This window comes from Klebsiella sp. KPN54798 (assembly GCF_021184225.1).
Classification (GTDB): domain Bacteria; phylum Pseudomonadota; class Gammaproteobacteria; order Enterobacterales; family Enterobacteriaceae; genus Klebsiella; species Klebsiella pneumoniae.
In genome coordinates this window covers 3,155,452-3,168,617 of record NZ_CP089234.1, presented here as the reverse complement: position 1 = coordinate 3,168,617, position 13,166 = coordinate 3,155,452, and the positions used below count along the sequence as shown (strand labels likewise).

Here is a 13,166-nt window from a genome sequence, read left to right as displayed (position 1 = left end):
GCCCCCCGCACAGCGGGAGGCGAGAGAAGGGCGTGAATTATGGCCGGAAGGTGGCCCACACCGGCGCGTGGTCGGACGGTTTTTCCATCCCGCGGATCTCGTAATCGATCCCGGTTTCCACGCAGCGCTGCGCCAGAGGCTGGCTGGCCAGCAGCAGATCGATGCGCAGCCCACGGTTATCGTCGAAGCCTTTGGAGCGGTAATCAAACCACGAGAAATGCTCATGATTGTCGGGGTTAGCCTGACGCCAGGTATCCACCAGGCCCCAGCCCAGCAGGCGGTCCATCCATTCCCGTTCTTCCGGCAGGAAGGAACATTTGCCGGTGCGCAGCCAGCGTTTGCGGTTCTCTTCACCGATACCGATGTCCAGATCGGTAGGACTGATGTTCATATCGCCCATGATCAGCACCGGATTCTCTTTGTTGAGTTCGGTCTCCAGATAGTTCTGCAGATTCTGATAGAACGCCGCTTTGGCCGGGAATTTGGTTTCATGATCGCGGCTTTCACCCTGCGGGAAATAGCCGTTAATCACTGTGACGTTGCCGAAGGGCGACGGGATCTCCGCCATAATGATGCGGCGCTGAGCCTCTTCGCCATCGTCCGGGAAACCGCGGCGGACGGCAATCGGCGTCTCTTTGGTCAGCAGCGCGACGCCATAATGGCCTTTCTGCCCGTGATAAAAGACGTTATAGCCGAGCCTGGCGACCTCTTCGAGAGGGAACATGTCGTCGTGAACTTTGGTTTCCTGCAGGCCAATCACGTCCGGCTGGTGTTTTTCGACGATGGCGGCCAGTTGGTGTGGGCGGGCACGCAGGCCGTTGATATTAAAAGAGACGAATTTCATAGTCGCTGCCACTGTGCAAGGTGAATAGTGCAGGGATGGTAGCAGAAATTCGCCAGGCTGGCTGCCACCGGATGCGTCATTCTGCCAATCGCTGCGCATGAGCGTGCCGTGGGTGCCCCTTTTGCGGGCATGCCGCGCCAAAAAAGGGCAAATAGCTACGATAAATTTCGCAGAGGATCACAATTACAGAATTATATCTTACCATTGCATAATTTATCTTCTTTAATCACTGTTTATCCCCCTTTGTCGGATGCTTATTCACTAAATATGCATTTTATGTGAATAGCGTTCGGCTGTAACCCATTGATTCTGCGTTATCTCATCCGATTTATGCATTTTTATCGCTGGCTGGCACGAACCGTGCAATCTACATTTACAGCGTGATAACTCATATTTATTAACATTATTGCTACTTTTAATTTACCGGAAGAGGTCGATATGTCTCAGTCAATTACGCGTAACCACTTTGATGAATGGATGATGCCGGTCTACGCGCCAGCGGCGTTTATTCCGGTGCGGGGCGCCGGGTCACGGCTGTGGGATCAGCAGGGCAAAGAGTATATCGATTTTGCCGGCGGCATCGCCGTGAACGCGCTGGGGCATGCCCATCCGCGTCTGGTGCAAGCCCTGACCGACCAGGCCGGCAAGTTCTGGCATACCGGCAACGGCTACACCAATGAGCCGATCCTGCGTCTGGCCAAAATGCTTATCGATGCTACCTTCGCCGACCGGGTCTTCTTCTGTAATTCCGGCGCCGAGGCCAATGAGGCAGCGCTCAAGCTGGCGCGTAAATATGCCCACGATCGCTTTGGCAGCGAGAAAAGTGGCATCGTCGCCTTTCAGAACGCTTTCCACGGGCGGACGCTGTTCACCGTCTCGGCGGGCGGTCAGCCGGCCTATTCCCGGGATTTCGCCCCGCTGCCGCCGCAGATCCAGCATGCCGTATTTAACGATCTCGAGTCGGCAAAGGCCTTAATCAATGACCAGACCTGCGCGGTGATCGTCGAGCCGGTGCAGGGCGAAGGGGGCGTGGTGCCGGCCAGCGTCGAGTTTTTACGCGGCCTGCGTCAGCTTTGCGACCAGCACAACGCCCTGCTGATTTTCGATGAAGTGCAGACCGGGGTCGGGCGCACCGGCGAGCTGTATGCCTATATGCACTACGGCGTGACGCCCGATGTGCTGACCACCGCCAAAGCGCTGGGCGGTGGTTTCCCCATTGGCGCGCTGCTGGCGACAGAGGCCTGCGCCAGCGTGATGACCGTCGGCACCCACGGCACCACCTACGGCGGTAACCCGCTGGCCGGGGCGGTGGCCGGCGAACTGCTGTCGATCGTCAACACCCCGGAAGTGCTCTCCGGCGTCAGACAGCGCCACCAGTGGTTTTGTGAACGCCTGCAGGCAATTAACGCCCGCTATGGCCTGTTCAAGGAGATCCGCGGCCTGGGACTGCTGCTCGGCTGCGTGCTAAACGACGCCTGGGCCGGGAAGGCGAAAACCCTCAGTAACCTGGCGGCGGAAGAGGGGGTGATGATTCTGATCGCCGGCGCCAACGTGGTGCGTTTCGCGCCGGCGCTGAACGTCAGTGAAGAAGAGGTGAACAGCGGGCTGGATCGCGTCGAGCGGGCCTGCGCGCGTTTCGTGGCAGGAGTCTCATCATGATGGTTATTCGACCAGTGGAGCCGGGCGATTTGCCCGGGCTGCTGAAGCTGGCAGCGGAGACCGGCGGCGGGCTGACCTCGCTGCCGGTGGATGAAGCGACCCTCGCGGCGCGGATCGCCCGCTCGCAGCAGACCTGGCGCGGCGAGCTACCGAAAAGCGAGCAGGGCTATGTCTTTGTGCTGGAGGAGAGCGAAAGCGGCGCGGTGGTGGGCATCTGCGCGATCGAGGTGGCGGTGGGGCTCAACGATCCCTGGTATAACTACCGGGTCGGCACCCAGGTCCATGCCTCGAAGGAGCTCAACGTCTATCAGGCGCTGCCGACGCTGTTTCTCAGCAACGATCATACCGGCAGCAGCGAGCTGTGCACCCTGTTCCTCGACCCGCAGTGGCGCAAAGAGGGCAATGGCTATCTGCTGTCGAAATCACGCTTCTTATTTATGGCCGCCTTTCGCGAGTGCTTCAATGAGAAGGTGGTCGCCGAGATGCGCGGGGTGATTGACGAGCAGGGCTACTCGCCGTTCTGGGAGAGCCTGGGCAAACGCTTTTTCGCCATGGAGTTTTCCCGTGCCGACTACCTGTGCGGCACCGGACAGAAGGCTTTCATTGCCGCCCTGATGCCCAAGCATCCGCTGTATATCGATTTCCTTTCCCCTGAGGCACAGGCGGTGATCGGCAAGGTTCATCCGCAGACCGCCCCGGCCCGGACGGTGCTGGAGAAAGAGGGGTTCCGCTACCTGAACTACATCGATATTTTCGACGGCGGCCCGACTCTGGAGTGCGACATCGACCGGGTGCGGGCGATCCGCAAAAGCCGTCTGGTGACCACCAAGGCAGGTGAAACCTCGCCCGGTGACTGGCCGCTGTGCCTGGTGGCGAATGAACAGTATCACCAGTTCCGCGCTCTGCTGGTGCATGCCGATCCGGATGGCGACACCCTGACCCTCAGCGCCCGCGAACTGGATATGCTGAAGTGTCATGCCGGCGACCAGGTGCGCATGGTGCGCCTGATCCCTGAGGAGAAAACTGCATGAGTCTGTGGATTAACGGCGAGTGGCGGCCCGGCCGTGGGCCAGGTTTCAGTAAACAGGATCCGGTTAACCTGAAGGTTGTCTGGCAGGGCGAGGCGGCGGATGCCGGGCAGGTTGCCGAGGCGGTGGCGGCTGCCCGCCAGGCGTTCCCGTCCTGGGCGCGGCTGCCGTTTGCCGCCCGTCAGGCGATCGTTGAAAAGTTTGCCGCTCTGCTGGAAGCCAGTAAGGCGGAGCTGACGGCGGTTATCGGCGCCGAGACCGGAAAGCCGCGCTGGGAGGCGGCCGGGGAAGTGACGGCGATGATCAACAAGGTGGCGATCTCGGTGAAGGCCTACCACGTCCGCACCGGCGAACAGCACAGCGACCTGCCCGACGGCGCCGCCACGCTGCGTCACCGGCCGCACGGCGTACTGGCGGTGTTTGGCCCCTATAACTTTCCCGGCCATCTGCCGAACGGGCACATCGTGCCGGCGCTGTTGGCGGGCAATACCGTGGTCTTTAAACCCAGCGAACTCACCCCGCGCAGCGGCGAAGCGGTGGTGAAACTATGGCAGCAGGCCGGCCTGCCCGCCGGGGTGCTCAACCTGGTGCAGGGCGGTCGGGAAACTGGCGAGGCGCTCAGCGGCCAGGCGGATATCGACGGACTGCTGTTTACCGGCAGCTCAACCACCGGTTTTCATCTGCATCGCCAGCTGGCCGGGCAACCGCAGAAGATCCTCGCGCTGGAGATGGGCGGCAATAACCCGCTGATCGTCGACGATCCGCGGGACGTGGATGCCGCGGTGCATCTGACCATCCAGTCCGCCTTTATTACCGCTGGCCAGCGCTGCACCTGCGCCCGGCGTCTGCTGGTCCGACGCGGAGAGGCGGGCGATGCCTTCCTCTCCCGGCTGGTGACGGTGAGCCAACGGCTGATCCCGGCGGCGTGGGACGCCGAGCCGCAGCCGTTTCTCGGCGGGCTTATCTCTGAACAAGCCGCGCAGAAAGTGCATCAGGCCTGGCTGCAGCGGGTCGCCGCTGGCGCGGTCACCCTGCTGGAGCCGCGGTTATTGCAGGCCGGGACGTCGCTGCTAACGCCGGGGATTGTCGACATGAGCGACGTGGCCAATGTCGAAGATGAAGAGGTGTTTGGCCCGCTGCTTGGGGTCTGGCGCTACGACACTTTCGAGGAGGCGATTGCCTTAGCCAACGCCACCCGCTTCGGCCTCTCCTGTGGGTTAATCTCTCCGGAACGGGAGAAGTTTGATCGACTGCTGCTCGAGGCGCGGGCAGGGATAGTTAACTGGAACAAACCGCTGACCGGGGCGGCGAGTACCGCGCCGTTCGGCGGCACCGGGGCGTCCGGTAACCATCGTCCGGGGGCCTGGTATGCCGCCGATTATTGCGCCTGGCCGATGGCCAGCCTTGAATCGCCGACCCTGACGCTGCCCGCCAGCCTGAGCCCGGGGCTCGACTTTCTGGCCGGGGAGGCGTCATGACCGCCCGCGAAGTCAACTTTGACGGTCTGCCCGGGCTAACCCATCACTACGCCGGGCTCTCCTTTGGCAATGAGGCTTCCACCCGGCATCGCTATCGGGTGTCTAACCCGCAGCTGGCGGCCAAGCAGGGGCTGAAAAAAATGAAAGCCCTCGCCGACGCTGGCTACCCGCAGGCGGTGATCCCGCCGCAGGAGCGTCCCAACGTGCCGCTTCTGCGCCAGCTGGGCTTTAGCGGCAGCGATGAGCAGGTGGTGGCCCGGGTGGCGCAGCAGGAGCCGGATCTGCTGTCGGCGGTGAGTTCGGCCTCGGCGATGTGGGTGGCGAACGCGGCGACGGTGTGTCCCTCCGCCGATTCGCTGGATGGCCTGGTGCATCTGACGGTGGCGAATCTGCAGGATAAATTCCACCGCGCCAGCGAAGCACCGACTACAGAGGCGCTGCTGCAGGCGATTTTCCCCGACCGCACGCGATTTGCTATCCACCCGGCGCTGCCCGCCTCGGCCTGGTTTGGCGACGAAGGGGCGGCGAACCATAATCGTCTCGGCGGCGAGTATGGCGCTCCCGGCGTCCAGCTCTTTGTCTATGGCCGCCGCCGGGGGAGCGAGGAGGCGCCGCGTCGCTATCCGGCGCGGCAAACCCTTGAGGCCAGCCAGGCGGTCGCGCGCCTCAATCAGGTCAATCCCCGCCAGCTGATCTTCGCCCGCCAGCATCCGGCGGCGATCGACACGGGGGTTTTTCATAACGACGTCATCGCGGTGAGCAACCGTCAGGTCCTGTTCTGCCATGAGCAGGCCTTTGCCGACCAGACCGCGCTTCTCCAGCAGCTGGCGCAGCGGGTGCCGGGTTTTACGCCGCTGGTGGTTCCCGCCAGCCGGGTCTCGGTGGCAGAGGCGGTTGCCACCTATCTGTTCAACAGCCAGCTGGTGAGCCGGGCGGATGGCAGCATGGCGCTTATCCTGCCTCAGGAAGCGCAGGAGCATGCCGGCGTCTGGGAATACCTCAATGAGCTGCTGGCCGGGGATAACCCTATCGCCGACCTGCGGGTGTTCGATCTGCGCGAGAGCATGGCCAACGGCGGCGGTCCGGCGTGCCTGCGCCTGCGGGTGGTGTTGACGGCCGAGGAGTATCAGGCGGTCAATCCGCACGTCCTGATGAACGATACGCTGTTTGCCACCCTTAATGACTGGGTGGATCGCTACTATCGCGATCGTCTCACCCAGGCCGACCTCGCCGACCCGCAGCTGCTGCGGGAAGGGCGCGACGCGCTGGATCGGTTGACCCAGATCCTGCAGCTCGGTTCGGTTTATCCATTTCAGCAATAAGGGGGCGCGGTGGAACATTTTCTGGCATTAACCCTGGCGGGGCGTTTGCCCCACCATTTTCACGGCGAGACGGCCCATTTCCGCTGGCACTGGCTCGGGGAAGGGATCCTTGAGCTGACGCCGCATGCGCGCTGCGAGCGCGGGCTGGTACTTTCCTGCGCCATTCATGGCAACGAAACGGCGCCGGTGGAGATAGTCGACCACCTGGTGCAGCGACTGGTCCGGGAGGCGCTCCCGCTGCGCTGGCGGCTGCTGGTGATCGTCGGCAATCCACCAGCGCTGCGGGCGAATAAGCGCTATCTGCACAGCGATATGAACCGCATGTTTGGCGAGCGCTGGCGGCAGTTTCCGCTCAGTGAGGAGACGCAGCGGGCGCAGCGGCTGGAGCAGGCGGTGGCCCGCTTTTATCGCGACCACGATGGTCCGCGCTGGCACCTCGATCTGCATACCGCGATCCGCGGGTCGCTACATCCGCGCTTCGGCGTGCTCCCGGCCCGCGATACGCCGTGGGAGGAGGATTTTCTTCACTGGCTGGGCGGCGCCGGGCTGGAGGCGCTGGTGTTTCATCGCCAGCCCGGCGGGACCTTCACCCACTTCAGCTGCGAACGGTTCGCGGCGCTGGCCTGCACCCTTGAGCTGGGCAAAGCGCTGCCGTTGGGGGAAAACGATCTGACGCAGTTTGCCGCCGTCCAGCGGGCGCTCTCCCGGCTGCTGGTGGGGGATCTGGCCATTGCCGACGCCCCAGCGCCGCTGCGCTACCGGGTGGTACAGCAGCTAACCCGCCATAGCGATGATTTCCGCTTGCATATGGCGGATCAGACGCTGAACTTCACCCCCTTCGAACCCGGCACGCTGCTGGCGGAGGAGGGCGAGACGCGGTATGTGGTGGGGCCTGAGACGGAGTATGTTCTGTTTCCTAACCCGACGGTGGCGAAAGGACTGCGCGCCGGCCTGATGCTGGAGAAATTATCCTGAGGGCAAGCCGTCCGCCGGGCGGCCTGCTTTATTGCGCGCGTCTTTTTTCGCCATCTTATTTTTTCGTGCTCCAGTGTAAATTTGCAGATTATTCCTGGTAAAATGCTTTGTTTTTAATCTTCCCTACTTTATACTCTCCATAATTGCTCTGCAAAACAGTAAGTTATTTATTTTTTATTGCAATTCTTCGGCTAAATTCCTTATTTTCTCCATAATTGGCGAGAAACTGTTTTTTACACTTTCATTGTTTTACTCTTGCTCTGACTAATTGACGATTAACGTCGTAAAGTTAATCTCGTCAACACGGCAACGCGCCGTAAGAATAACATAAAGTAAGGATTGAATGATGAAGAAACTCACTGCACTGTTTGTTGCCTCTACTCTGGCTCTGGGCGCGGCTAACCTGGCACACGCCGCCGAAACCACCACCGCGCCGAGCGACAGCAAGCCGATGATGATGCATCATAAAGGCGGCCCGGGTCAGCATGACATGATGTTTAAAGGCCTGAACCTGACCGATGCGCAGAAGCAGCAGATCCGCGACATCATGAAGAGCCAGCGCGAAAATATGAAACGTCCGTCCCTTGAAGAACGCCGCGCGATGCACGATCTGATCGCCAGCGACACCTTCGATAAGGCGAAGGCGGAAGCGCAGATCGATAAGATGGAAGCGCAGCATAAAGCGATGGCGCTGTCCCGCCTGGAAACGCAGAACAAGATCTACAACATTCTGACCCCAGAGCAGAAAAAACAGTTCAATGCTAATTTTGAGAAGCATCTGACAGAACGCAACGCGCCGGCAGGTAAAATGCCTGCACCTGCTGAATAATGTAGCGCACTGAATCAAGACCGCCGGTCTTGCCCAATAATGCCATCAGGCGTTGGGCAGGGCCGGCGGTTTTTTATTGGTGGCTTCTCAGCCAAGCGGATGCAGCGGATAGTCTCCGCTGAGCAAAGGCTTACAGAGGATCTTGTAACCATCCTGGTCAAATCCGGCGGGCAGACGGGTCAACTCCGCCGCCTGGTCGAGCGATTCAACGGCGCCCAGCCACAGCCAGTTATGAATGACGTGATACTGCGTCATGTCCGAGCCGCGCTCCTCCAGCGCCACGGGCCCCGCCCACGGCCAGCACACCAGCTGCAGTCTGCTCATCTGCGCCAGCAGGCGCTCTCTGTGCGCCTCCACGCTCTCCTTTCCACAGCAGGCCCCGGCGCAGCGGCCCAGCGCGGAGCGAAAGCAGGCGCGGCCGCGGCTGAGTGGTTCCAGACCAAGCAGGCCATAACAGAGGCGCTGTTCGTCAGCGAGGCTCTGCAGCATCTGCAGCGCCGCTCGCCGGTTGGCGAACAGGCCATAGAGATGCTGCTGGTGCGAGAAATCAACCTCACGGGCATAGACAATCTGCGGCCGGTCGTCCGCAAGTAGCCAGGCGCAGAGCTGCTTGTTACGCCGTAGCCGCTTGTTAAACAGCGGCTGCTGCTCTTTAATCAACCGCGCCTCCAGCAGCAGCGCTCCCAGCTCGCCAGCGGTGCGCTGCCAGGTGATACGCCGCGACTGACGCAGCATCGCGGCCTCTTCAGGGGTGCGCAGGTGGGATAACACCCGGCTGCGGAGGTTGACGCTCTTACCGATATAGAGCGGCATCGTGTCGCTGTCGCCGTAAAACTGATAGACGCCCGGCAGCTTCGGCAGCGCCTCCAGCCACGGGCGAAGATGTTCGGGATATTCATAGATCGCCGCCGCCTCAAACTCGAGACGCGGGGCTGATTGCTTTCTGGCCACAATAACTCCTGGTACTGTCTATCTATCCAGTATAGCAGGCCATTTTTGCGGCGAAAAGGACAAAAAATAACCCCGGCGCAGGCCGGGGCGGGGGGAGAGACTATTTTTTCCAGAAATCGTCAAAGACGGTGATCGGCGGCCGACGCTTGTGTTCGGTTTTCAGATACCAGCCCTCGATCGTTTTGGCAATGCTCGGGTCCAGCGTTTTGCCTTCCAGATAATCGTCGATGTTCTCGTAGGTGACACCCAGGGCCACTTCATCCGGCAGGGAGGGGCGATCGTCTTCCAGGTCGGCGGTGGGCAGCTTCTTATACAGATGTTCCGGGCAGCCGAGATGGGCCAGCAGCTGTTTGCCCTGACGTTTGTTCAGGCGGAAAATTGGGTTGATGTCGGTGCCGCCGTCGCCATATTTGGTGAAAAAGCCGGTAATCGCTTCCGCCGCATGGTCGGTACCGACCACAACTCCTTTGGTCATTCCGGCGATGCTGTACTGGGCCTTCATTCGCTCACGGGCTTTTTCATTTCCGCGAACGAAGTCGCTCAGTTCGATGCCTGCTTCGCGCAGCGCCTGTTCGCTGGCCAGCACCGCAGCTTTAATATTGACTGTCAACACCCGGTCAGGCTGGATAAATGCGATGGCGTCCTGGCAGTCCTGCTCATCAGCCTGCACGCCATAGGGTAAACGGACGGCGATAAACTGCAGGCTACTGTCGCCGGTTTCGGCACGCAGTTCGTTAATCGCTATCTGGCACAGTTTTCCCGTCAGGGTGGAGTCCTGACCGCCGCTGATACCCAGCACCAGCGATTTAATAAACGGGTAGGTCTGCAGGTATGACTTCAGGAAATCGACGCTGCGGCGGATCTCGCCTGCGACATCAATCTGCGGCTTAGCGCCCAGCGCCTGAATAATCTCTTGTTGTAGCGTCATCGCGCCCTCCGAAAGTGAATCTGTTTGGCAAGCTGTTGGCTTAAAGCTACCTCTTTGCCGCTGAAACGACAAGGACCGGGGTTTTGACTGCCGGAAAAGAAGGCAATCAATGACATAGGTTTTCATTATAGATGCTGTACCGCGCATTGCGCCGCCGTCCGACGTCGGCAGATCAATCCTGTTTACGCAATAACATAACCTGACATGATTTCGCTGTTCGGCTTGAAAAATAACACTATTTATTCCAGGCTTATCGTTACACAGTAGAAAAGAGGAACCAAAATGAACAAAAGCTTAGCAGGAATACTGGGCGTCACCGTCGCGTTAACCTTACTGGCGGGCTGTACCGCTTACGATCGTACCAAAGACCAGTTTACCCAGCCGGTGGTGAAAGATGTGAAGAAAGGGATGTCGCGTCAGCAGGTGATGCAGATCGCCGGCAAACCTTCAACGGAAGTCACCATGGTCCATGCCCGCGGCACCTGCCAGACCTATATCCTCGGTCAACGAGATGGTAAAGTTGAAACCTACTTTGTGGCCCTCGACGAAACGGGTCACGTCATGAACTCCGGCTACCAGACCTGCGCCGAGTATGATACCGACCCGCGCAACGCCAGGTAAGCTTCCTACTGTTTACTGACTTCTACGTAAGCCCGACCACTGGTCGGGCTTTTTTGTGAGTCATGATGCTTATTTAATTGCGCGAATTATTTGGATGAAAATGTGAGGGTAGTCAAAACCGGAGGTCAATGAGAGACAATTCTGTTCAACAGCGAATTATCCTGGCGGCTCAGCTTGCCGTATACTCAACTCATAAACAGAATTAACCGGATGTTACCAGTCTTACCGGCTCTCAGCGGTTACTGAAGGCCCTGGTCTCACACATTGAGGAAGCGTTCATGGAAAAGAAACACATTTATCTCTTCTGCTCGGCAGGCATGTCCACGTCACTGCTGGTCTCCAAAATGCGGGCGCAGGCGGAAAAATATGAAGTCCCGGTCATTATTGAAGCCTATCCCGAAACCCTCGCGGGCGAAAAAGGGCCGGAAGCCGACGTAGTATTATTAGGGCCACAAATTGCGTATATGTTACCGGAAATTCAGCGCCTGCTGCCGAATAAACCGGTTGAAGTTATCGACTCCCTTCTCTATGGCAAAGTTGATGGTTTAGGGGTATTGAAAGCCGCCGTCGCGGCTATTAAGAAAGCTGCAGCACAATAATTTTAACTTTTAAAACTCGATGTATTTTGACGCCTGGCGGCTGCCTGTTGCCGGACGTCAAAAAATAATGAGTTTATTTTCCCGTCAAAGAGTAATTTCATACATCATCGCCGTAATAGTTTATTGCGGCTTTTAAGGGTATTGACTATGAGTAAAGTGATCGATTCGCTTGAAAAGGTACTCCTTCCTTTTGCAGTGAAAATAGGAAAGCAGCCGCATATTAATGCAATAAAAAATGGATTTATTAAATTAATGCCGTTGACCCTCGCCGGGGCCATGTTTGTGTTAATTAACAACGTTTTTCTGAGCTTCGGCGAAGGCTCTTTCTTTTATTCCATGGGCATTCGCCTGGATGCCTCCACCATTGAAACCTTAAACGGCTTTAAGGCTATCGGCGGAAACGTCTATAACGGCACCCTCGGGATTATGTCGCTAATGGCGCCGTTCTTTATCGGCTCCGCGTTGGCGGAAGAGCGCAAAGTTGACCCGATGGCAGCTGGCCTGCTGGCGGTGGCGGCCTTCATGACCGTGACCCCGTATAGCGTGGGCGAAGCCTATGCGGTGGGCGCCAACTGGTTGGGCGGGCAGAACATCATCTCCGGGATGATTATCGGTCTGGTCGTTGCGGAACTGTTCACCTTCGTGATCCGTCGCAACTGGGTGATTAGACTGCCGGACAGCGTGCCGGGGTCGGTATCACGCTCTTTCTCAGCGCTGATCCCGGGCTTCTTGATCCTCTCCATCTTCGGCATTATTTCGTGGGCCCTGGCGAGCTATGGCAGCAACTTCCACCAGATCATCATGGACTCTATCTCGACGCCGCTGGCGGCGATGGGCAGCGTGGTTGGCTGGGCATACGTTATCTTTAACTCTCTGCTGTGGTTCTTCGGTGTGCACGGTTCTCTGGCGCTTACCGCCCTGGATAACGGCATCATGACGCCGTGGGCGCTGGAAAACATCGCGCTGTACAACCAGTACGGCTCTGTTGATGCGGCCATCGAAGCGGGCAAACAGTTCCACTTCTGGGCTAAGCCGATGCTCGACTCCTACATCCTGCTGGGTGGCTCCGGGGCGACGCTGGGTCTGATTATCGCCATCTTTATCGCTTCTCGCCGCGCTGACCATCGTCAGGTTGCTAAGCTGGCGCTGCCGTCAGGCATCTTCCAGATTAACGAACCGATTCTGTTTGGTCTGCCGATCATCATGAACCCGGTGATGTTCATCCCGTTCGTGCTGGTTCAGCCGATTCTGGCGGCCATTACGCTGGCGGCCTACAGCCTGGGGATTATCCCACCGGTGACCAACCTGGCGCCGTGGACTATGCCGACCGGTTTGGGAGCGTTCTTTAACAGTAACGGCAGCGTTGCCGCCCTGCTGGTGGCCCTGTTCAACCTTGGCGTCGCTACCCTGGTCTACCTGCCGTTTGTGGTGCTGTCGAATAAAGCGCAGACCGTTATCGAGCAGGAAGAGAGCGAAGAAGACATCGCTAACGCACTGAAATTCTGATACCGCGCGGTACGGGCAGCGTCCCGTACCGCCTGATAAATGAGGGAAATATTATGTTTGATCTGGACAACATCGACGCGGTAGAGACCCCGGAAAATGACCTCGAAGAGGTAGTGATGGGGCTGATTATCAACTCCGGACAAGCCCGTAGCCTGGCCTATGGCGCGCTGAAGCAGGCGAAGCAGGGCGACTTTGCCGCAGCGAAAGCGATGATGGAGCAGTCGCGCCAGGCGCTCAGCGAGGCGCATCGCGTGCAGACCCAGCTTATCGAAAGCGACGAGGGCGAAGGGAAAATGAAGGTCAGCCTGGTGCTGGTGCATGCCCAGGACCATCTGATGACCTCCATGCTGGCTCGTGAGCTGGTGGCCGAATTGATTGAGCTGCACGAGAAGGTACAATAGGCCATCGCGACGATGAGGCAGCCCA

The 13,166-nt window shown here is 59.0% G+C and carries 14 protein-coding genes; 11 read left to right on the top strand and 3 right to left on the bottom strand.

From position 1 onward, the window contains the following. Positions 1–37: 37 nt before the first annotated feature. Complete coding sequence (gene xthA, locus LPQ25_RS15320) at positions 38–844, bottom strand: exodeoxyribonuclease III (RefSeq protein WP_002901486.1); 807 nt, start codon at positions 842–844, stop codon at positions 38–40. A 438-nt stretch (positions 845–1,282) separates the two neighbouring features. Between xthA and astC the strand changes: the two genes are divergently transcribed. From astC to spy, 6 genes are all read left to right on the top strand, one after another. Further along, positions 1,283–2,503: a succinylornithine/acetylornithine transaminase gene (gene astC / locus LPQ25_RS15315; RefSeq protein WP_002901489.1), complete on the top strand. Its 1,221-nt coding sequence runs from the start codon at positions 1,283–1,285 to the stop codon at positions 2,501–2,503. Continuing rightward, positions 2,500–3,534 (top strand): arginine N-succinyltransferase, encoded by a 1,035-nt coding sequence (gene astA, locus LPQ25_RS15310; protein WP_226340337.1) that lies wholly within the window; start codon positions 2,500–2,502, stop codon positions 3,532–3,534. The genes astC and astA overlap by 4 nt, the downstream gene beginning before the upstream one ends. Then, positions 3,531–5,009, top strand: a complete 1,479-nt coding sequence (astD, locus tag LPQ25_RS15305) for a succinylglutamate-semialdehyde dehydrogenase (RefSeq protein ID WP_004151922.1) — start codon at positions 3,531–3,533, stop codon at positions 5,007–5,009. Before astA ends, astD begins: the two co-directional genes overlap by 4 nt. After that, a complete protein-coding gene (astB, locus tag LPQ25_RS15300; RefSeq protein WP_004179412.1) occupies positions 5,006–6,331 on the top strand; it encodes an N-succinylarginine dihydrolase in 1,326 nt (441 codons plus the stop codon). The genes astD and astB overlap by 4 nt, the downstream gene beginning before the upstream one ends. 9 nt (positions 6,332–6,340) lie before the next feature. Continuing rightward, a complete protein-coding gene (gene astE, locus LPQ25_RS15295; protein WP_014907782.1) occupies positions 6,341–7,306 on the top strand; it encodes a succinylglutamate desuccinylase in 966 nt (321 codons plus the stop codon). A 343-nt stretch (positions 7,307–7,649) separates the two neighbouring features. Continuing rightward, on the top strand, positions 7,650–8,135 hold the full coding sequence (gene spy / locus LPQ25_RS15290; RefSeq protein WP_014907781.1) for an ATP-independent periplasmic protein-refolding chaperone Spy: 486 nt from the start codon (positions 7,650–7,652) through the stop codon (positions 8,133–8,135). 87 nt (positions 8,136–8,222) lie between these two features. On the opposite strand, the gene cho is transcribed toward spy, so the two are convergent. Together cho and nadE are read right to left on the bottom strand one after the other, a co-directional pair. Next, entirely contained in the window at positions 8,223–9,086 is an 864-nt protein-coding gene (gene cho, locus LPQ25_RS15285) for an excinuclease Cho (protein ID WP_014907780.1), read from the bottom strand. 100 nt (positions 9,087–9,186) lie between these two features. Next, entirely contained in the window at positions 9,187–10,014 is an 828-nt protein-coding gene (gene nadE, locus LPQ25_RS15280; protein WP_004151921.1) for an ammonia-dependent NAD(+) synthetase, read from the bottom strand. A 282-nt stretch (positions 10,015–10,296) separates the two neighbouring features. On the opposite strand from nadE, the gene osmE reads away from it, so the two are divergent. The 5 genes from osmE to chbA all read left to right on the top strand — a co-directional run bounded on the left by osmE (position 10,297) and on the right by chbA (position 13,141). Next, the gene (gene osmE, locus LPQ25_RS15275) at positions 10,297–10,635 is read left to right on the top strand and encodes an osmotically-inducible lipoprotein OsmE (RefSeq protein ID WP_002901544.1); all 339 of its coding nucleotides are present in this window, start codon (positions 10,297–10,299) and stop codon (positions 10,633–10,635) included. Positions 10,636–10,913: 278 nt separating this feature from the next. Then, the gene (chbB, locus tag LPQ25_RS15270) at positions 10,914–11,234 is read left to right on the top strand and encodes a PTS N,N'-diacetylchitobiose transporter subunit IIB (RefSeq protein WP_002901547.1); all 321 of its coding nucleotides are present in this window, start codon (positions 10,914–10,916) and stop codon (positions 11,232–11,234) included. 19 nt (positions 11,235–11,253) lie between these two features. After that, positions 11,254–11,370: a hypothetical protein gene (locus LPQ25_RS15265; RefSeq protein WP_014907779.1), complete on the top strand. Its 117-nt coding sequence runs from the start codon at positions 11,254–11,256 to the stop codon at positions 11,368–11,370. 11 nt (positions 11,371–11,381) lie between these two features. After that, a complete protein-coding gene (chbC, locus tag LPQ25_RS15260; protein WP_004148091.1) occupies positions 11,382–12,740 on the top strand; it encodes a PTS N,N'-diacetylchitobiose transporter subunit IIC in 1,359 nt (452 codons plus the stop codon). Between the two features lie 53 nt (positions 12,741–12,793). Continuing rightward, positions 12,794–13,141: a PTS N,N'-diacetylchitobiose transporter subunit IIA gene (gene chbA / locus LPQ25_RS15255; protein WP_004140356.1), complete on the top strand. Its 348-nt coding sequence runs from the start codon at positions 12,794–12,796 to the stop codon at positions 13,139–13,141. The last annotated feature ends 25 nt before the right edge of the window (positions 13,142–13,166 follow it).